A 19461-nucleotide genomic window follows, 5' to 3' on the forward strand; every position below is an offset into this window, starting at 1 on the left:
TTAGGAATGAAGTGCGGTCAGATTTGGCCGCATTTTTGTGGAGAAAACGGAATGAAAAGACCAGCTGTTGTTACAGTAGTTAGTTATTATTTTTTGATCAATCTTTTTATTATCTTAACGAATATTTTATTGAATTATTTTTTAGGTTTTACGAATCTAGAATTAGAGTCTTTAATCATGATGAACATAGGTGTTATAGTTTCGGCTATTCCAGCTTTATTAATGCTTAAAGGTAAGAACAGTGGGCGGATTCTTTATATCTTTTTTGAAATATTTGCCATAGGTTACTCTGCTTATAATGCAAATGGATATCCACCAGCATTAATTGGAACGGTTGCACCAATAATTTTATTTATTGTTTCTATTATTTTGTTATACCAACCTGCAGTAAATGAATATTTTAATACTTCAAAAAGTGATGAAGTTCAAAAATAATCAATCTGTTCTCGTTGTAATTTACGCAAAAGATACAAACCAAGTTTTAATGCTCCAGCGACAAGACGATCCTGATTTTTGGCAGTCTGTTACTGGCACCATTGAAAGTGGTGAAACACCAAAAAACACAGCAATTCGTGAGCTTTGGGAAGAAGTGCGGTTAGAAATTTCGGAAAATTCCACCACACTTTTTGATTGCAAAGAGAGCATAGAATTTGAAATTTTTCCACATTTCCGATATAAATACGCACCGAATGTGACTCAATGTCATGAACATTGGTTTTTATTGGCAGTTGAGCAGGAATTTGAACCGATATTAAGTGAGCATTTGGCGTATCAATGGGTTTCACCTGAACAAGCGATCCAAATGACGAAATCTTCTAATAATGCGGAAGCAATTAGAAAATATATTCTTAAAGTTAAATAGAAGGAAAACAACATGGCAGGCCATAGTAAGTGGGCTAATATTAAACACCGCAAAGCAGCACAAGATGCACAACGCGGTAAAATTTTTACTAAATTAATTCGTGAACTTGTTACTGCAGCTAAAATTGGTGGTGGTGATGTGAGTGCTAACCCTCGTTTACGTGCAGCAGTTGATAAAGCGCTTAGCAATAATATGACTCGTGATACTATCAACCGCGCCATTGATCGTGGTGTAGGTGGTGGCGATGACACCAATATGGAAACCAAAATTTATGAAGGTTATGGTCCAGGTGGAACTGCTGTGATGGTTGAGTGTCTAAGTGACAACGCAAACCGTACGATCTCACAAGTTCGCCCAAGTTTCACTAAATGTGGGGGTAATTTAGGGACTGAGGGATCGGTTGGTTATTTGTTTAGTAAAAAAGGTTTAATTCTAATTACTGAAGCAGACGAAGATGCGTTAACTGAAGCAGCAATTGAAGCTGGAGCTGATGATATTCAACCACAAGATGATGGTTCATTTGAAATCTATACTGCTTGGGAAGATTTAGGTTCAGTGCGTGATGGCATTGAGGCAGCTGGCTTTAAAGTTCAAGAAGCAGAAGTAACGATGATTCCATCAACAACGGTTGATCTTGATATTGAAACTGCACCAAAATTACTTCGTTTAATTGATATGTTGGAAGATTGTGATGACGTACAAAACGTATATCACAATGGCGAAATCAGTGACGAAGTGGCATCTCAACTTTAATAATGTAATAAATGGGTAATTTAATTACCCATTTTTTATAGAAATTATGAGCATTATTTTAGGTATTGACCCCGGCTCTCGTGTAACTGGCTACGGTGTGATTCGCCAAACAGGGAGACATTTAGAATATCTCGGCAGTGGCGCAATTCGAACTCAAGTTGAAGATTTACCAACCCGATTGAAACGGATTTATGCTGGAGTGGCTGAAATCATCACGCAATTTCAACCTGATATGTTTGCGATTGAGCAAGTGTTTATGGCGAAGAATGCAGATTCAGCTTTAAAACTCGGGCAGGCTCGTGGTACGGCGATTGTGGCGGCAGTAAATCATGATTTACCTGTTTTTGAATATGCCGCACGTTTAGTAAAACAAACGGTTGTGGGCATTGGTTCCGCAGATAAAGTGCAAGTGCAAGAAATGGTGACTCGTATTTTGAAGTTGTCAGATAAACCTCAAGCTGATGCCGCGGATGCATTGGCTATAGCAATTACACACGCTCATTCTATTCAGCATTCTTTACATATTGCCAATTCTGTGAAAGTGACAGAAACGCAAGAAAAAATGACCGCACTTTTAAAGACCAGATATAGCCGAGGACGCTTTAGATTAAAAATTTAACTGGATGTTCGTCCAGTTTTATTTTATGCTATGTGCTATGTTTTTTATCATTCGGAAGAATTATGATCGGTCGTTTACAAGGCATTCTTTTAGAAAAACAACCTCCAGAAATTTTACTTAATGTGCAAGGCGTAGGCTATGAATTGCTTTTGCCTATGACGAGTTTCTATGATTTACCAGAAATTGGTCAAGAAACTACTTTATTCACCCATCTTGTTGTTCGTGAAGATGCTCACTTACTCTTTGGATTTGCCCAGAAAACAGACCGCACTTTATTTCGTGAATTAATTAAAACAAATGGGGTGGGGCCTAAATTAGCCTTAGCGATTTTATCTGCCATGTCTGTCGAACAATTTGCTTATGCGATAGAGAGAGAAGAACTTTCTAAACTCACTAAAATTCCGGGAGTTGGCAAAAAAACAGCTGAACGTTTGTTAGTTGAACTCAAAGGTAAATTCAAAGGCGTAAAACAAAGCGATTTCTTTGTAGAAAGTACTCATATTCCGTCAGTTCCATCTATTGAACCGAGTGTAGAAAATTCATCTGATGAAGCTATCTCAGCCTTGATTGCTTTAGGTTATAAACCTGCAGAAGCCGAAAAATTGGTAAAACGCGTAGCTAAACCTGAATTAACCAGTGAACAAGTTATTCGTGAAGCTTTAAAAGCCGCATTGTAGGAAAAATATGATTGAAGCAGATAGAATTATTAGCGGGCAAGCTAAGGTTGATGAAGAGGTTATCGACCGCGCTATTCGCCCTAAACTATTAGCAGATTATGTTGGGCAGCCGCAAGTACGCGAGCAAATGGATATTTTCATCAAGGCAGCCAAACTCCGTCAAGATGCCTTAGATCATTTGTTAATTTTTGGCCCTCCCGGTTTGGGAAAAACAACTCTTGCTAATATTGTGGCAAATGAAATGGGCGTGAATATTCGTACAACGTCAGGGCCTGTATTGGAAAAAGCGGGAGATTTAGCTGCAATGCTAACCAATCTTGAACCGCACGATGTGTTGTTTATTGATGAAATTCATCGACTTTCCCCTGCGATTGAAGAAGTTCTTTATCCCGCAATGGAAGACTATCAATTGGATATTATGATTGGTGAGGGGCCTGCTGCTCGTTCTATTAAATTAGATTTGCCTCCTTTTACTTTGGTTGGCGCAACGACTAGAGCGGGTTCTTTGACTTCGCCATTGCGTGATCGTTTTGGTATTGTGCAACGTTTGGAATTCTATTCTGTAGAAGATTTAACATATATCGTTGCAAGAAGTGCGGGGTGTTTGAATCTCGAATTAGAACAGCAAGCTGCTTTTGAGGTGGCTCGTCGTTCACGAGGCACTCCTCGAATTGCAAACCGTTTATTACGACGTGTGCGTGATTATGCAGATGTGCGTAATGGGGGAGTAATTTCGGTAGATGTGGCAAAACAAGCGCTTTCAATGCTGGATATAGATGATGCCGGATTTGATTATTTAGATAGAAAATTATTGTCTGCAGTTATTGAACGTTTTGACGGTGGGCCAGTAGGGTTGGATAATCTTGCTGCTGCAATTGGTGAAGAACGCGATACTATTGAGGACGTTTTAGAGCCTTATTTGATTCAACAGGGGTTTCTACAAAGAACGCCACGTGGCCGTATTGCAACATCGCAAACTTATCGCCATTTCGGTCTGCAGAAATTATCAGACTAGATAAATTTAATCACTAAAAAAGCCTTATTGTATTCAATAAGGCTTTTTTAATTACTCACTATAACTTTTCAAATTACTTAATTTTGCTAAACCCACTTCACAACTTTTTAACTGAGTTGCTAATTCCATTTGAAGAATCTGTTGTTTACTTTGGTTTAACTTATTTTTAATTTTTCCTACCTGTGTATGTGTGCCAGGTTGTTTTTCTGCTTGCGCAATCAAATTCTCTGTTTCTTTAAATAGTTGTTCACATTGTTGTGGCAGAATATTTGATGCAAAAGTAGAGGTTGATACAGTAGAGAAAAGTGCGGTTAAAATAAGGAATGTTTTTTTCATTTTAAGTCCTTGTTTCTCTTTATTATAAAATCTAAAAATTAAACTAGGCGGGAAAATAGCAAAATATACTTAGTATGTCTAGCTTTTGAAGTCATTTATTGTTGTAAATTGTGATAAGGATCACGTGTAACATATATTTTTGTACAAAAAATAGCAAAATTGATTTATATCAATTAAATTATTTTTAATAAATAATAGGTATTTTATATCTTATGTCAAAAATGTGATCTAGATATCGTTTTTACTGTTTTTTATACTTATATTTAGTAGTAGAATACCCGCCAATTTGGCTTATCTCTATAATAATTGGTGTTTTTTAACCATTTGAGAATGATTATGTAGATAAACCAATTTAAACTTAGCTAATTGGAGTTGAGTGATTAGGGATTATTTAAGGCTTTGCCTTTTTAATCATTGTTGGAACTAATGTTGTTTATACAGAGGAGTTGAGAATGTTGGACGTTGTTGACCTTTCTCGCTTGCAGTTTGCTTTAACTGCGTTGTATCACTTCATTTTCGTGCCGCTGACATTAGGTTTGTCATTCGTCCTTGTGATTATGGAAACCATTTATGTGGCGACAGGCAAAGAAGTTTATAAAGATATGACAAGATTCTGGGGTAAGTTATTTGGTATTAACTTCGCCCTTGGGGTGACCACAGGTATCATTATGGAATTCCAATTCGGTACTAACTGGTCTTATTATTCTCATTATGTAGGTGATATTTTTGGTGCGCCATTAGCGATTGAAGCGTTACTAGCCTTTTTCTTAGAATCAACTTTTGTGGGGTTATTCTTCTTTGGTTGGGATCGTTTAACTAAAGGTAAACACTTACTTGCTACATATTGCGTAGCTTTCGGTTCGAACTTATCTGCAATGTGGATTTTAGTTGCTAATGGTTGGATGCAGTCTCCTGCTGGCTCAGAATTTAATTTTGAGACAGTACGTATGGAAATGACGAGCTTCTTAGACCTTTGGCTAAATCCAGTTGCCCAAAGTAAATTCTTGCACACGTTAACAGCAGGTTATTCGACTGGTGCAATGTTTGTATTAGGTATTAGTGCATTCTATTTATTAAAAGGTCGTGATATTGGTTTTGCCAAACGTTCATTCTCTGTTGCTGCAACCTTTGGTTTTATTGCGGCATCAGCGGTGTTAATTATGGGGGATGAATCAGGTTACGACATAGGTAAAGCACAACCAGTGAAATTGGCTGCAATGGAAGCCGAGTTTGAAACTCATCCTGCGCCAGCGCCATTTCATCCAGTTGCAATTCCAAATACTGCAGAAATGAAAAATGATTTTGCGATTGAGATCCCATATTTGGGTGGTTTAATTGCAACGCGTTCTTTAGATACTGAAATTGTTGGTTTGAAAGATATTCAAGCGAAAAATGAAGGTCGTGTTCGTAACGGTATGGTAGCTTACGATTTATTCACGCAATTAAAAGCAGAGAAAAAATCAGCAGGCCACGTAAATCCAGAAACTAAAGCAAAATTTGATGAAGTAAAAGGTGATTTAGGTTTTGGTTTATTATTAAAACGTTACACAGATAAAGTTGTAGATGCAACAGATGAACAAATTAAACAAGCTGCTCGCGATACTATTCCAAACGTAGGTCCTAACTTCTGGGCATTCCGTGGGATGTTAGCAGCCGGTGGTTTAATTATTTTACTGACCTTCGGCGCATTTGTTCAAAATTTACGTAACAAAGTCACTTCTTCTCGCTTATTGCTTAAAGCATTACTTTGGTGTATCCCATTGCCAATCTTAGCAATTGAATTTGGTTGGTTCTTAGCTGAGTCTGGTCGTCAACCTTGGGCAATCTATGAAGTTTTACCTGTTGGGGTATCAGCGTCTCAGTTAAGTACTGGTGATTTATGGTTCTCTATTGGTTTAATTTGTGCGCTTTATCTTGCGTTCATTATTGTTGAGATGTATTTGATGTTTAAATATGCGCGTTTGGGTCCAAGTGCGTTAAAAACCGGCAAATACTACTTTGAACAATCATCTAAATAAGCAGGAGATGAATTATGGTTGATTATGAATTTCTACGTTTTATTTGGTGGGTGTTAGTTATTGTATTGTTGATCGGTTTTTCTGTTACCGACGGATTCGATATGGGCGTGACCGCACTTTTACCTGTAACAGGCAAAAAAGAAGTGGAACGCCGTATTATGATCAACTCTATTGCCCCACATTGGGATGGTAACCAAGTTTGGTTGTTAACTGCGGGCGGCGCAGTATTTGCGGCATGGCCAATTGTATATGCAGTTTCATTCTCAGGTTTCTACATCGCTTTAGTATTGGTTTTAGCTGCATTATTCTTACGCCCATTGGGTTTTGAATATCGTGCAAAAATTGATAACCCGACTTGGCGTTCTGTTTGGGATTGGGGACTATTCGCAGGTGGTTTTGTACCATCATTAGTATTTGGTGTGGCTTTTGGTAATTTATTACAAGGCGTTCCATTCCATTTCAACGAATTGACTCAAGTAACTTATACCGGTTCATTCTTTGAATTATTAAATCCATTTGCATTATTGTGTGGTGTTATTAGCTTATCAATGCTTGTGACTCACGGTGCGAACTGGTTACAAATGAAAACAACCGAAGAATTGCGTGATCGCGCTCGTTCAGTAAGCCAAATCGGTGCTATTGTGACTTTAATTGCATTCGTATTAGCTGGAGCATGGTTATACTTTAAAGAGGGTTATGTAGTAACGAGTGTAGTGGATCATTACGCGCCATCTTCTCCAATGAATAAAGAAGTTACTGTTGAAACTGGTGCGTGGTTTAGAAATTTCAATGAAATGCCAATTCTTTGGATTTTCCCTGCATTAGCCGTAGTTGCTGCGCTATTAAATGCGGCATTTTCTAAAGCCAATCGTTGTGGTTTTGCATTCTTTTTCTCTGCATTAACAATGGCTGGTGTAATTATTACTGCTGCAGTATCTATGTTCCCATTTGTGATGCCTTCAAGCTCACATCCTGAACAAAGTTTGTTAATGTGGGATGCAACTTCAAGTGAATTAACATTAACGTTAATGTTGATTTTTGCGCTTATCTTTGTGGCTATTTCTTTGGTTTATACCATTTGGTCTTATTCGAAGATGTTTGGTCGCTTAGATGCGAATTTCATTGATGAAAATAAACACTCATTATACTAAGGAGATTAATATGTTATATGTAATTTGGGTAGTGGGTGTGTTATTAGCTATATTTGCCAGTGCAAAATTAACCATTGGCAAAGAAAAAGCAGGAAAATTTGACGAGTAATATGATTCGTTCACTCTATCAATTAATTAATAAGGGTTCGTTTCGAACCCTTTCATTTATTTTAGCGCTAGGACTAACAGCTGTATTTTTCTTTAATATTGATAATTTTTCAACGTTGTTACGAAATGATTCTCCTTGGTGGATTTTGATGATCTTTTGGGGATTGATTACGGTTTGGATTCATGGAATCGGATTTGAAATTAAAAGCGTAATTTGGAAACTAATTTTCTTACCTTATATCGCTTATATCATTATATTGATTAGTGCTGTAGAGCATTTTTATTTACGAGGATGATTTTTTTCTTCGGCATATTGCTTATCTAAAAAACAGGTTCTAAAATACCCGACCTATTGCGGTGGCAAAGCTTAATAATGTCAGAAAAAACCTTCTATCTTCCCGTTCGAGTATATTATGAAGATACTGATGCTGGTGGCGTTGTGTATCATGCTCGTTATTTGCATTTTTTTGAGCGGGCTAGAACAGAATATTTACGAGCGTTAAATTTTACGCAGCAAACTTTATTACAAGAACAACAACTCGCGTTTGTTGTCAAATCGCTCGCTATTGATTATTGCGTTGCGGCAAAATTGGATGATTTACTCACGGTAGAAACAGATGTCATAGAGATAAAAGGTGCAACAATCCTTTTTGAGCAACGACTTATGCGTGATACGGTGATGTTATCAAAGGCTACAGTCAAGGTAGCCAGTGTTCATCTTGGCAATATGAAACCTGTGGCTCTTCCTAAAGAAGTAAAAGCTGCGTTTTACAACCTAAAATAAACTTTTCGGAGTATGCAATGACTGCAGAATTGAATTTTTTAGATCTTTTTCTAAAAGCAAGTATTGTTGTTCAACTTGTAATTGTGATTTTGATTTCATTCTCAATTATTTCTTGGGCAATTATTATTCAACGTAGCCGAGTTTTAACGGCTGCTTTAAAAGAAGCGAATACTTTTGAAGACCGTTTCTGGTCTGGTGAAGATTTGAATAAGCTATATGAAGGATTATCAAATCGTCGTGATATTTTAACGGGTAGTGAGCAAATTTTCTTTGTTGGTTTCAAAGAGTTTTCTCGCTTGAAACAAGTGAATCCTGATGCGCCAGAGGCGATTATTAAAGGAACCACTCGAGCAATGAATCTTACAATGAATCGTGAAGTTGAAAGTCTTGAAAGTCGCGTTCCGTTTTTGGCTACAGTAGCTTCTGTTAGTCCTTATATTGGTTTATTCGGAACCGTTTGGGGTATCATGCACGCTTTTATGGCATTAAGTGGTGCTAAACAAGCAACTTTACAAATGGTTGCTCCTGGTATTGCTGAGGCTTTGATTGCTACTGCAATCGGTTTGTTTGCTGCGATTCCGGCTGTAATGGCTTATAACCGTTTAAGTTTACGCGTGAATGCTATCGAACAGAATTACGGTAACTTTATTGATGAATTTACGACGATTTTACATCGCCAAGCTTTCGGCAAAGCACCGCACTAAAATATAGAAAAAATACACCGCACTCTTTCGTTAAGTGCGGTGAAAAATAAGAGAGATTTGAATTATGGCTCGTCGTCAGCGTAAAGATATTAAATCTGAAATTAATATTGTACCGTTTTTGGATGTATTATTAGTGCTTGTGTTGATCTTTATGGCAACAGCACCAATTATTAGCCAAAGCGTACAAGTGGAATTGCCGGATTCAGTGCAAAGTCAAAATGTATCTAATGAAGATAAAGTGCCGGTAATTCTTGAAGTTTCAGGGATTGGACAATATGCGATTTCTATTGGCGGAGAACGTCAAGAAGGGTTAACGGAAGAAATGGTGACACAGTTATCTCGACAAGAATTTGATAAAGATAATAACACACTATTTTTAGTGGGTGGAGCTAAGGAAGTTCCCTATGAAGAAGTGATTAAAGCACTTAATCTGCTCCACCTCGCTGGAATTAAATCTGTTGGTTTAATGACAAACCCAATTTAACTAAGTAGGTAACCGTGCAAAATAATCGACAAAAAAAAGGCGCAAATGCATTTGTTATTTCTATAGTGATGCACCTTGTTTTGTTTGGATTGTTGATTGTCAGCTCTTTCTACCATACAGTTGAAATTATGGGTGGTGGAGAAGGTGATGGTGATGCTATGGGGGCAGTAATGGTCGATACTGGCTCTGCAGCGCAAGAATGGGGTAGAATTCAACAACAGAAAAAAGGGCAAGCGGATAAACAGAAACGTCCAGAACCCGTTGTTGAAGAAAAACCGCCACAACCTAATCAAGAAGAGATTAAGCGTCAACAGGAAGTTCAACGACAAGAAGAGTTAAAACGTCAGCAAGAACAGCAACGTCAGCAAGAACAGCAACGTCAGCAAGAAATAAAAAAACAACAAGAGCAAGCTCGTCAAGAAGCGTTGGAAAAACAGAAGCAAGCTGAAGAGGCTAAGGCTAAACAAGCTGCTGAAGCTGCAAAATTAAAAGCAGATGCAGAGGCTAAACGTTTAGCTGCAGCTGCAAAACAAGCTGAAGAAGAGGCGAAAGCTAAAGCGGCAGAACTTGCAGCACAAAAAGCAAAACAAGAAGCAGAAGCCAAGGCAAAAGCTGAAGCCGCTGCTAAAGCAAAAGCTGAGGCTAAAGCGAAAGCAGAAGCTGATGCAAAAGCTAAAGCCGCTGCTGATGCTAAAGCAAAAGCTGATGCAGAGGCTAAAGCTGCGGCAGAGGCGAAAGCTAAGGCTGCTGCAGATGCTAAAGCTAAAGCGGATGCAGCAAAACGAAAAGCGGACCAAGCCAGTTTAGATGATTTCTTAAATGGCGGAGATATTGGTGGCGGTAGTGCATCTAAAGGCGGAAATGCGAATAAAGGTGGAACTCAAGGTAGCGGTGCTGCGCTTGGTTCTGGCGATGGTGGCAAAGTAGGAGATCAATACGCTGGAGTGATTAAGAAAGAGATTCAACGTCGTTTCTTAAAAGATCCAAGTTTTGCAGGAAAAGTTTGTCGTATTAAAATTCAATTAAGTCGAGATGGAACAATCTTGGGATATCAAAAAATTTCAGGCCCTGATGATATTTGTACAGCAGCATTAAGTGCGGTTGCTAGAACGAAAAAAGTTCCAGCTGCGCCATCAGATGAAATTTATGAAAAATATAAATCGCCAATTATTGACTTTGATATTCGATAATTCTTTAGAAAAATTTATTGTTAAATTTTAAAGGTAACAAAATGAAATTATTAAAACGTTTAGTGAGCGTATTAGCGATTGTACTTGCTGTTGCAAGCAATGCATTCGCAGATGATGAAGTTCGCATTGTAATTGATGAAGGGGTTGATGGTGCACGTCCTATAGCTGTTGTGCCGTTTGCCGGATCTGCACCGGAAGATATTAGCAAAATTGTTGCTGATGATTTACGTAACAGTGGTAAATTTAATCCTATTGCGGTGTCTCAGATGCCTCAACGTCCAACTTCAGCAGCTGAAGTAAATCCTGAAGCTTGGTCTAATATTGGCATTGACGCAATTGTGGTCGGACAAGTTGTTCCATCTGGTAATGGTTATAGTATTACTTATCAATTAATTGATACCGTTGGTGCATCAGGTACGCCAGGGGCGGTATTAATGCAAAATAGCTATACAGTGACAAATAAATGGTTACGCTATGGTGCTCATACTGTTAGTGATGAGGTTTTTGAAAAGTTAACTGCGATTCGTGGTGCGTTTAGAACTCGTATCGCTTATGTCGTGCAAAAAAATGGTGGTTCACAGCCCTATGAAGTGCGTGTTGCAGACTACGATGGCTATAATCAATTTATCGTAAATCGTAGCTCTCAACCAATTATGTCACCAGCTTGGTCTCCTGATGGTCAACGTTTAGCATATGTATCCTTTGAAAATAAAAAATCACAACTTGTTGTACAAGATTTAAATTCTGGTGCTCGTAAAGTGGTGGCTTCTTTCCCTGGACATAATGGTGCTCCTGCATTCTCTCCGGATGGTTCACGTTTAGCCTTTGCCTCTTCACAGGATGGATCATTAAATATTTATGTGATGAGCTCATACGGCGGAGCTCCAACTCAATTAACTCGTGGTGCAGGTAATAATACAGAACCATCTTGGTCTCCAGACGGTAGCTCAATTTTATTTACATCCGATAGAAGTGGTTCACCACAAGTTTATCGTATGAGTGCAAACGGTGGTGGTGCAACACCGGTTGGTGGTCGCGGTAGTGCACAAATTAGCGCTGATGGCAAAACCCTTGTGATGATTAATGGAAACAATAATGTTGTTAAACAAGATCTTACATCTGGTGCATCAGAAGTACTTAGTACGTCTTTCTTAGGCGAAAGTCCAAGTCTTTCACCAAATGGAATTATGATTATTTATAGTTCTACACAAGGCTTAGGAAAGGTGCTACAATTAGTTTCTGCAGATGGTCGCTTCAAAGCGAGCCTTCCAGGAAGTAATGGCCAAGTGAAATTTCCTGCTTGGTCGCCATACTTAACTAAATAAAGAAAACTCATTGAGGAGAAATCTAATGAACAAATTTGTTAAATCATTATTAGTTGCAGGTTCTGTAGCTGCATTAGCTGCTTGTAGTTCATCTAACAACGATGCTGCTGGCAATGGCGCAGGCCAAACTTTTGGCGGTTACTCTGTTTCTGATCTTCAACAACGTTACAACACCGTATATTTCGGTTTTGACAAATACAACATCGAAGGTGAATACGTTCAAATCTTAGATGCACATGCAGCATATTTAAATGCAACTCCAGCTGCTAAAGTATTAGTAGAAGGTAATACTGACGAACGCGGTACACCAGAATACAACATCGCGTTAGGTCAACGTCGTGCAGATGCAGTTAAAGGTTATTTAGCTGGTAAAGGTGTTGATGCTGGTAAATTAGGCACAGTATCTTACGGTGAAGAAAAACCTGCAGTATTAGGTCACGATGAAGCTGCATATTCTAAAAACCGTCGTGCAGTGTTAGCATACTAATTCTTAGTATTTCTAATACTTGAAAAACAGGATCCATTTTATTGGATCCTGTTTTGTTTTCATCGTTTGTAATTTAATCAATTAGTTTGAAAGAATGAATTTATTCTTTTGATTCTAAAATAAATGCGCTATCATTAATTCATCAACACAGTGGGTCGTTAGCTCAGTCGGTAGAGCAGCGGACTTTTAATCCGTTGGTCGAAGGTTCGAATCCTTCACGACCCACCACTCTCTGATTTAGTTGTCCAGTTGGGTTGTTAGCTCAGTTGGTAGAGCAGCGGACTCTTAATCCGTCGGTCGAGAGTTCGAACCTCTCACAACCCACCATTCTTATTTTTATTATTCATCTCTAATATTTTAAATTTCTTTAATTTGCTTAAATTCTTGACTATTTTTAGCGGTTATTGTGGTAGAATATCCTTAAATTTTAGTCGGGCATCATTATGTTGGAAAATATTCGTATTGTTTTAATTGAGACTTCGCATAGCGGTAATATTGGTTCTGCTGCTAGAGCAATGAAAACAATGGGATTGACCCAGCTTTGTCTTGTTTCACCAAAATCCGTTGATGAACAATCTTATGCTCTTTCAGCTGGCGCAGAAGATATTGTAAAAAATGCAAGAGTTGTCGATAGTTTTGATGAAGCTGTCAATGATTGCTCTTTGGTGATTGGAACAAGTGCTCGTTTACGTCATTTGCAAAGTACATTGATCGAGCCTCGAGAATGCGCGGAGAAAGTTGTAGCGCATGAAGGCAAGATAGCTATTGTGTTTGGTCGTGAACGTATTGGATTAACGAATGAAGAGTTGTTGAAATGTCATTACCATTTGAATATCCCAGCTAATCCTGATTATTCTTCTTTAAATTTGGCAATGGCTGTGCAGTTGGTGAGTTACGAATTGCGTATGGCGTTTTTAGCACAAGATAAGAAGGAAAATTCACTTTCTTTAATAGAACAAAACTATCCAACAGCAGAACAACTCACTTATTTTTTTGAGCACACAGAGCGTGTATATCAAGCACTAGGATTTATTCAAAATCAAGGTGTTATGCATAAATTGAAGCGCTTATATTACCGCGCTCAACTTGAAAAAAATGAATTAAATATTTTAAATGGCATGCTAAGTGCGGTCGAAAAATGGATTGATCTTGATTTAGATTAATTGACTGATTTAGTAGGATATGTAAATATTGCAACATCACTTTTTAAGGATACTTCATGAAACTTACATCAAAAGGTCGTTATGCAGTCACTGCGATTCTTGATATCGCTTTAAATGCAGAAAAAGGTCCTGTGAGCCTTGCAGATATTTCTGAGCGTCAACATATTTCGTTATCTTATTTAGAACAACTTTTTGCTAAATTACGCCGTGATGGATTAGTAAAAAGTGTTCGTGGACCTGGCGGAGGTTATCAGCTAGGTTTACCAAGTGACCAAATTTCAGTGGGAATGATTATTTCAGCGGTAAATGAAAATATTCATGTGACAAAATGTCTTGGTCGTGGAAATTGTCAAAATGGCGTAGAATGTTTAACTCATACATTGTGGGAAGATCTGAGTAATCGCATTGAAAATTTTCTTAATGAAATTACTTTGGCTGAATTGGTGAGTAAACGTGAGTCAAAACGCCAAACTCATAGCGATTTTGAGAATTTAATTAATTGTTAATCAATAAAGGAAAGTAGTCCGTACAGTGCAAAATGCATTAAAAGTGCGGTCAAATTTAGAATGATTTAGGAGTGAAAAATGAAATTACCTATTTATTTAGACTATGCAGCAACTTGTCCTGTGGACGAGCGTGTTGCGAAGAAAATGATGGAATTTTTAACCATTGACGGTACATTCGGTAACCCAGCTTCTCGCTCGCATAAATTTGGTTGGCAAGCAGAAGAAGCGGTTGATGTGGCTCGTAATCAAATTGCGGATCTTATTGGTGCCGATTCTCGTGAAATTGTGTTTACTTCTGGTGCGACAGAATCAGATAACCTTGCAATTAAGGGTGCTGCGCATTTTTACCAAACTAAAGGCAAGCATATCATCACTTGCAAAACCGAGCATAAAGCCGTTTTAGATACTTGTCGTCAATTAGAGCGTGAAGGTTTTGAAGTGACTTATTTATCACCCGAGTCTGATGGTTTAATTGATTTAGAGAAATTTAAAGCCGCACTTCGTCCCGATACTATTTTAGTTTCAATTATGCATGCCAATAATGAAATTGGCGTGTTGCAAGATATTAAAGCTATTGGTGAGCTTTGTCGTGCAAATAAAACGATTTTCCATGTGGACGCAACTCAAAGTGTGGGCAAGGTTGCGATTAACTTGGAAGAGTTGCCAGTTGATTTATTATCTATGTCTAGCCATAAACTTTATGGACCTAAAGGTATTGGTGCGTTATACGTTCGTCGTAAACCACGTATTCGTTTAGAAGCGATTATTCATGGTGGTGGTCATGAGCGCGGAATGCGTTCAGGTACATTACCTGTCCACCAAATCGTGGGAATGGGCGAGGCTTATCGAATTGCAAAAGAAGAAATGGCAACAGAAATGCCACGTTTAAAAGCTCTTCGTGATCGTTTATATAATGGCTTAAAAGATATTGAAGAAACCTACGTAAATGGCTCAATGGAGCACCGTTTAGATAGTAATTTAAATATTAGCTTTAACTATGTTGAAGGTGAATCTTTAATGATGGCATTGCGTGATATTGCAGTATCTTCTGGTTCTGCTTGTACATCAGCTAGCTTAGAGCCGTCTTATGTATTACGTGCACTTGGTTTAAATGATGAATTGGCACATAGTTCAATTCGTTTCACACTTGGTCGTTACACCACTGAAGAAGAAATTGATTATACAATTAATTTAGTAAAAGGTGCGGTGGAAAAACTTCGTGCATTATCGCCATTATGGGATATGTTTAAAGAAGGCATCGACCTTAGTACAATTGAGTGGTCAGCTCACTAGGATTTAACTGCTATTATTAAATGGCGTTTCTCAAGGATTTAAAAAAGGAAAGTTAAAATGGCTTATAGCGAAAAAGTAATCGATCATTATGAAAATCCGCGCAATGTGGGTTCTATGGATAAAAAAGATAGCAATGTTGGTACTGGCATGGTGGGGGCGCCAGCTTGTGGCGATGTAATGCAGTTACAAATTAAAGTAAATGATAACGGCATTATTGAAGATGCAAAATTCAAGACTTATGGTTGTGGTTCTGCTATTGCATCTAGCTCATTAATTACCGAATGGGTGAAAGGTAAATCTTTAGAAGAAGCAGGTGCTATCAAAAATAGCCAAATTGCAGAAGAGTTAGAATTACCACCAGTGAAAGTACACTGTTCCATTTTAGCAGAAGATGCAATTAAAGCGGCAATTGCTGATTACAAATCCAAAAAAGGCGAATAATATGAAAAAGTGCGGTCGGTTTTGACCGCACTTTTAGTGGTTTTGGGGGATATATGAGTATTACATTAACAGAAAAAGCCGCTCAACGAGTGAAAGCTTTTTTGGATAATCGTGGCAAAGGTATTGGTTTGCGTTTAGGAGTGAAAACATCAGGCTGTTCTGGCTTAGCTTATGTGCTTGAGTTTGTTGATGTCTTAAATGAAGAAGATCAAGTTTTTGAACAGTACGGTGTGAATATTATTGTCGATCCAAAAAGCTTAGTTTATCTCAATGGTATTGAGTTGGATTATGTGAAAGAAGGCTTAAATGAAGGCTTCAAATACAATAATCCAAATGTAAAAGAATCTTGTGGCTGTGGCGAAAGTTTCCATGTTTAAGGTAATAATCTGATGTTAAATCCTTTTCAAATTTTTGATTTACCCGTTGATTTTCAGTTAGATGAGAAGGTGTTAAATACACGTTATTTAGAATTACAAAAGGCGCTACATCCAGATAATTTTGTATCAAGTAGTGCGTTAGAACAACGCGTTGCGATGCAAAAATCCACCGAAGTGAATGATGCCTTAAAAACGTTAAAAGACCCAATTTTGCGAGCGGAAGCTATCATTGCGCTTAATACGGGTGAACAGATAGATCTTGAACAAAAAAGTACGCAAGATGTGGCGTTTTTAATGCAACAGTTACAGTGGCGAGAACAACTAGAAGAACTTGAAGATCAGAAAGATGAAGAAGCATTAAACGCTTTTACAAAAGAAATTAAACAAGAAACTCAGTCATTATTAACCGCACTTTCGGAGAGTCTGACATCCCAACAATGGACGAAAGCATCTCAACAGTGTGATAAATTACGTTTTACTCGTAAGCTTTCTGAAGAAATTGAACGTGTAGAAGAACGCCTTGTTGAACTGTAATAGATCTATATCTCAATATCCCTTGATATTATGCAAACTCTCGAACAACTAATCTCTTCAGAAAATTCTGCTTGGCCTATACTTTCCCAATGGATTGAAAGTGCACGTAATCATTGTTATGTCATTAAAAAAGATCAATCAAGTGCAGAACGTGAACTTTTTACCATGCAAATGCCAACATCATCACCAATGGGGGCTGTGATTTATGAAACAGGTGGAATTTTAATTCATTATGGTTGGTTGCGTATTTTAGGTTCAGGAAGTTTTAAATTACCGCGTGGATTGATGGATTGGAATTTTAGTAAGTCTTTTAGTGAGTCTGGTGAAAAACCAAAATATTTATTGGTTGCAGATGATGTGATAGGCGGTTACTTTGCATTAAATGGTGGTTCGTTAGGCGATAACCTTGGCAAAATTTATTACTTTTCACCAAAAGATCTCACTTGGCATAATTTAAATTTTACTTATACAGAATTTTTAGCTTGGGCATTGAATGGTGATTTAGAGGCTTTTTATCAAGGTCTATTTTGGCAAAATTGGCAAGATGATGTAAAACAATTGGATGGTAATCAAATTTTTATATTCTCGCCTGACTTAAGCGAAGAGAGAAAAATAGCGATTGATGAACGTCAAAAACACGAAGTCAATATTGAAACACATTACCAAGCAAGCTTTGCAGAAAAAAATAAATTTGATTTGGCGTATTCCGTCGCATAACCAGTAGAAAGATAACATATGGCATTATTACAAATTGCAGAACCAGGACAAGCTGCTGCACCGCATCAACATCGTTTAGCCGTTGGGATTGATTTGGGAACAACCAATTCTTTGGTTGCATCCGTGCGTAGTGGGCAATCCGTGATTCTTAATGATGAAAAAGAGCGTAGTCTTTTACCATCAGTTGTTCATTATGGCGTTAAAGAGAAGAAAGTTGGTTTAGAAGCTTTTGAACAAGCCTCACTTGATCCAAAAAATACGATAATTTCGGTAAAACGCCTAATTGGTCGTAGTCTTGCTGATGTTCAGTCTCGTTATCCTAGTTTGCCTTATGAATTTGTGGCGAGTGAAAATGGATTGCCTTTAATTGTCACGGCACAGGGGCCAAAAAGTCCAATTGAAGTGTCTTCAGATATTTTATCGCGCTTAAATCACATTGCAGAACAACGCCTTGGTGGTGAGCTTTCGGGGGTTGTGATTACGGTTCCTGCTTATTTCGATGATGCTCAACGTCAAAGTACTAAGGATGCTGCGCGTTTAGCTGGGCTAAATGTATTACGTTTATTGAATGAACCCACTGCAGCCGCAGTCGCTTATGGATTAGATAGCGGGCAGGAAGGGATTATTGCCGTTTATGATTTAGGTGGTGGTACATTTGATATTTCAATTTTACGCTTATCAAAAGGTGTTTTTGAAGTTCTAGCAACAGGGGGCGATACTGCGCTAGGTGGTGATGATTTTGATCATTTAATTGCAGATTGGATAGTTGAACAAACCCAAATAAAACCACAAACCCCAAATCAACAGCGCGAATTGATAACCCTTGCGAGCCATGCCAAAATTGCTTTAACTACAGAGAAAAGTGCGGTGATTTCTTGGCAGAATTTTTCAGTAGAAATTTCACGAGAACAATTTAATGCGTTGATTCATTCACTGGTAAAACGTTCATTGCTAACTTGTCGCCGAGCTTTGAAAGATGCCAACGTTGAATCTGAAGAAGTGCAAGCTGTGGTGATGGTTGGTGGTTCAACTCGAGTGCCATACGTACGAGAACAAGTTGGCGAGTTTTTTGGTAAAACACCACTCACTTCCATTGATCCAGACAAAGTTGTGGCACTTGGTGCCGCAATTCAAGCGGATATTTTAGTCGGTAATAAAACTGATTCAGATATGTTGTTGTTGGATGTCGTGCCGCTTTCTTTAGGCATTGAGACGATGGGGGGATTAGTGGAAAAAATTATTCCACGTAACACAACAATTCCTGTGGCTCGTGCACAAGAGTTTACTACTTTCAAAGATGGCCAAACAGCAATGACCGTTCATGTTGTACAAGGTGAACGTGAGCTGGTAGATGATTGTCGCTCTTTAGGGCGTTTTACTCTACGAGGTATTCCGGCAATGGCTGCGGGTGCCGCTCATATTCGAGTGACTTATCAAGTCGATGCGGATGGTTTATTAAGTGTGACTGCAATGGAAAAATCGACGAAAGTGCAGGCATCAATCCAAATTAAACCTTCCTATGGTTTAACCGATGAAGAAGTGACCGCAATGATAAAATCTTCTTTTGATAATGCGCAAGAGGATTTACAAGCTCGCGAATTAGCTGAGCAACGAGTAGAAGCGGATCGTGTGATTGAAAGTGTGATTGTTGCGTTACAAGCAGATGGGGCTGACTTGCTGAGCACAGAAGAGTTTCATCATATTGAAAGTGTGTTAAAACAATTAATGGATGTAAAACAAGGTTCAGATCGTGATGCAATCGCGCAAGGAATTAAAGCCTTGGATACTGCTACCCAAGAATTTGCAGCACGTCGAATGAATGCATCGATTAATAAAGCTTTGACAGGCAAAAATTTGTCAGATATTGAAAAACCGTAAAAGTGCGGTCAGATTATTAAATAATTTTGAGGAAAGTGT

General features: G+C 38.2%; 24 protein-coding genes and 2 tRNA genes. 25 read left to right on the forward strand and 1 reads right to left on the reverse strand.

Translation table 11 applies throughout. The features are described from left to right. Positions 1–51 precede the first annotated feature (51 nt). The 6 genes from DV417_RS01275 (at position 52) to ruvB (ending at position 3926) form a co-directional block, all read left to right on the forward strand. Entirely contained in the window at positions 52–435 is a 384-nt protein-coding gene (locus tag DV417_RS01275; protein WP_053466246.1) for a hypothetical protein, read from the forward strand. Next, the gene (nudB, locus tag DV417_RS01280; RefSeq protein ID WP_118878115.1) at positions 392–862 is read left to right on the forward strand and encodes a dihydroneopterin triphosphate diphosphatase; all 471 of its coding nucleotides are present in this window, start codon (positions 392–394) and stop codon (positions 860–862) included. Before DV417_RS01275 ends, nudB begins: the two co-directional genes overlap by 44 nt. A gap of 12 nt (positions 863–874) precedes the next feature. After that, a complete protein-coding gene (locus DV417_RS01285) occupies positions 875–1615 on the forward strand; it encodes a YebC/PmpR family DNA-binding transcriptional regulator (RefSeq protein WP_118878117.1) in 741 nt (246 codons plus the stop codon). Between the two features lie 46 nt (positions 1616–1661). Further along, positions 1662–2234 carry a crossover junction endodeoxyribonuclease RuvC gene (gene ruvC, locus DV417_RS01290; RefSeq protein ID WP_118878119.1) on the forward strand — a complete coding sequence of 191 codons (573 nt, stop codon included), beginning with the start codon at positions 1662–1664 and terminating at the stop codon, positions 2232–2234. Positions 2235–2296: 62 nt separating this feature from the next. Continuing rightward, positions 2297–2911, forward strand: coding sequence for a Holliday junction branch migration protein RuvA (gene ruvA, locus DV417_RS01295; protein WP_118878121.1), 615 nt, complete (start codon positions 2297–2299; stop codon positions 2909–2911). Between the two features lie 7 nt (positions 2912–2918). After that, a complete protein-coding gene (gene ruvB, locus DV417_RS01300; RefSeq protein WP_118878123.1) occupies positions 2919–3926 on the forward strand; it encodes a Holliday junction branch migration DNA helicase RuvB in 1008 nt (335 codons plus the stop codon). 51 nt (positions 3927–3977) lie between these two features. Here the strand turns inward: ruvB and DV417_RS01305 are convergent, their stop codons facing one another. Next, positions 3978–4262 carry a DUF5339 domain-containing protein gene (locus DV417_RS01305; protein ID WP_005630076.1) on the reverse strand — a complete coding sequence of 95 codons (285 nt, stop codon included), beginning with the start codon at positions 4260–4262 and terminating at the stop codon, positions 3978–3980. Positions 4263–4714: 452 nt separating this feature from the next. On the opposite strand from DV417_RS01305, the gene DV417_RS01310 reads away from it, so the two are divergent. The 19 genes from DV417_RS01310 (at position 4715) to hscA (ending at position 19422) form a co-directional block, all read left to right on the forward strand. After that, the gene (locus DV417_RS01310) at positions 4715–6280 is read left to right on the forward strand and encodes a cytochrome ubiquinol oxidase subunit I (RefSeq protein WP_009766713.1); all 1566 of its coding nucleotides are present in this window, start codon (positions 4715–4717) and stop codon (positions 6278–6280) included. Between the two features lie 14 nt (positions 6281–6294). Then, positions 6295–7431 carry a cytochrome d ubiquinol oxidase subunit II gene (cydB, locus tag DV417_RS01315; protein ID WP_118878125.1) on the forward strand — a complete coding sequence of 379 codons (1137 nt, stop codon included), beginning with the start codon at positions 6295–6297 and terminating at the stop codon, positions 7429–7431. 110 nt (positions 7432–7541) lie between these two features. Continuing rightward, on the forward strand, positions 7542–7835 hold the full coding sequence (gene ybgE, locus DV417_RS01320; protein ID WP_118843158.1) for a cyd operon protein YbgE: 294 nt from the start codon (positions 7542–7544) through the stop codon (positions 7833–7835). Positions 7836–7912: 77 nt separating this feature from the next. Beyond that, positions 7913–8323, forward strand: a complete 411-nt coding sequence (gene ybgC / locus DV417_RS01325) for a tol-pal system-associated acyl-CoA thioesterase (RefSeq protein ID WP_005626975.1) — start codon at positions 7913–7915, stop codon at positions 8321–8323. Between the two features lie 17 nt (positions 8324–8340). After that, positions 8341–9027 (forward strand): protein TolQ, encoded by a 687-nt coding sequence (gene tolQ / locus DV417_RS01330; protein WP_005626973.1) that lies wholly within the window; start codon positions 8341–8343, stop codon positions 9025–9027. A gap of 64 nt (positions 9028–9091) precedes the next feature. After that, complete coding sequence (tolR, locus tag DV417_RS01335; protein ID WP_005634116.1) at positions 9092–9511, forward strand: colicin uptake protein TolR; 420 nt, start codon at positions 9092–9094, stop codon at positions 9509–9511. A 14-nt stretch (positions 9512–9525) separates the two neighbouring features. Beyond that, positions 9526–10701: a cell envelope integrity protein TolA gene (gene tolA / locus DV417_RS01340; RefSeq protein WP_118878127.1), complete on the forward strand. Its 1176-nt coding sequence runs from the start codon at positions 9526–9528 to the stop codon at positions 10699–10701. A gap of 41 nt (positions 10702–10742) precedes the next feature. Further along, on the forward strand, positions 10743–12026 hold the full coding sequence (gene tolB / locus DV417_RS01345) for a Tol-Pal system beta propeller repeat protein TolB (RefSeq protein ID WP_118803315.1): 1284 nt from the start codon (positions 10743–10745) through the stop codon (positions 12024–12026). A 25-nt stretch (positions 12027–12051) separates the two neighbouring features. Continuing rightward, the gene (gene pal / locus DV417_RS01350) at positions 12052–12513 is read left to right on the forward strand and encodes a peptidoglycan-associated lipoprotein Pal (protein WP_005626966.1); all 462 of its coding nucleotides are present in this window, start codon (positions 12052–12054) and stop codon (positions 12511–12513) included. A gap of 152 nt (positions 12514–12665) precedes the next feature. Next, positions 12666–12741 (forward strand) — tRNA-Lys (locus tag DV417_RS01355). A gap of 23 nt (positions 12742–12764) precedes the next feature. Beyond that, a tRNA-Lys gene (locus tag DV417_RS01360) sits at positions 12765–12840 on the forward strand. A gap of 116 nt (positions 12841–12956) precedes the next feature. Continuing rightward, positions 12957–13676 carry a tRNA (cytosine(32)/uridine(32)-2'-O)-methyltransferase TrmJ gene (gene trmJ / locus DV417_RS01365; protein WP_118878130.1) on the forward strand — a complete coding sequence of 240 codons (720 nt, stop codon included), beginning with the start codon at positions 12957–12959 and terminating at the stop codon, positions 13674–13676. A 56-nt stretch (positions 13677–13732) separates the two neighbouring features. Next, the gene (gene iscR / locus DV417_RS01370) at positions 13733–14182 is read left to right on the forward strand and encodes a Fe-S cluster assembly transcriptional regulator IscR (RefSeq protein ID WP_118803313.1); all 450 of its coding nucleotides are present in this window, start codon (positions 13733–13735) and stop codon (positions 14180–14182) included. A gap of 78 nt (positions 14183–14260) precedes the next feature. Continuing rightward, a complete protein-coding gene (locus tag DV417_RS01375) occupies positions 14261–15475 on the forward strand; it encodes an IscS subfamily cysteine desulfurase (protein ID WP_046938642.1) in 1215 nt (404 codons plus the stop codon). Between the two features lie 57 nt (positions 15476–15532). Then, positions 15533–15916: a Fe-S cluster assembly scaffold IscU gene (gene iscU / locus DV417_RS01380; RefSeq protein WP_005626962.1), complete on the forward strand. Its 384-nt coding sequence runs from the start codon at positions 15533–15535 to the stop codon at positions 15914–15916. Positions 15917–15969: 53 nt separating this feature from the next. Next, on the forward strand, positions 15970–16293 hold the full coding sequence (gene iscA, locus DV417_RS01385) for an iron-sulfur cluster assembly protein IscA (protein WP_118855810.1): 324 nt from the start codon (positions 15970–15972) through the stop codon (positions 16291–16293). A 12-nt stretch (positions 16294–16305) separates the two neighbouring features. Continuing rightward, positions 16306–16827 (forward strand): Fe-S protein assembly co-chaperone HscB, encoded by a 522-nt coding sequence (hscB, locus tag DV417_RS01390; RefSeq protein WP_118878132.1) that lies wholly within the window; start codon positions 16306–16308, stop codon positions 16825–16827. Positions 16828–16857: 30 nt separating this feature from the next. After that, positions 16858–17544: a DUF2625 domain-containing protein gene (locus DV417_RS01395; RefSeq protein ID WP_118878134.1), complete on the forward strand. Its 687-nt coding sequence runs from the start codon at positions 16858–16860 to the stop codon at positions 17542–17544. 18 nt (positions 17545–17562) lie between these two features. Beyond that, a complete protein-coding gene (gene hscA, locus DV417_RS01400) occupies positions 17563–19422 on the forward strand; it encodes a Fe-S protein assembly chaperone HscA (RefSeq protein ID WP_118878137.1) in 1860 nt (619 codons plus the stop codon). The last annotated feature ends 39 nt before the right edge of the window (positions 19423–19461 follow it).

The organism is Haemophilus haemolyticus (assembly GCF_003490935.1).
In the GTDB taxonomy this organism is placed as follows: domain Bacteria; phylum Pseudomonadota; class Gammaproteobacteria; order Enterobacterales; family Pasteurellaceae; genus Haemophilus; species Haemophilus haemolyticus_M.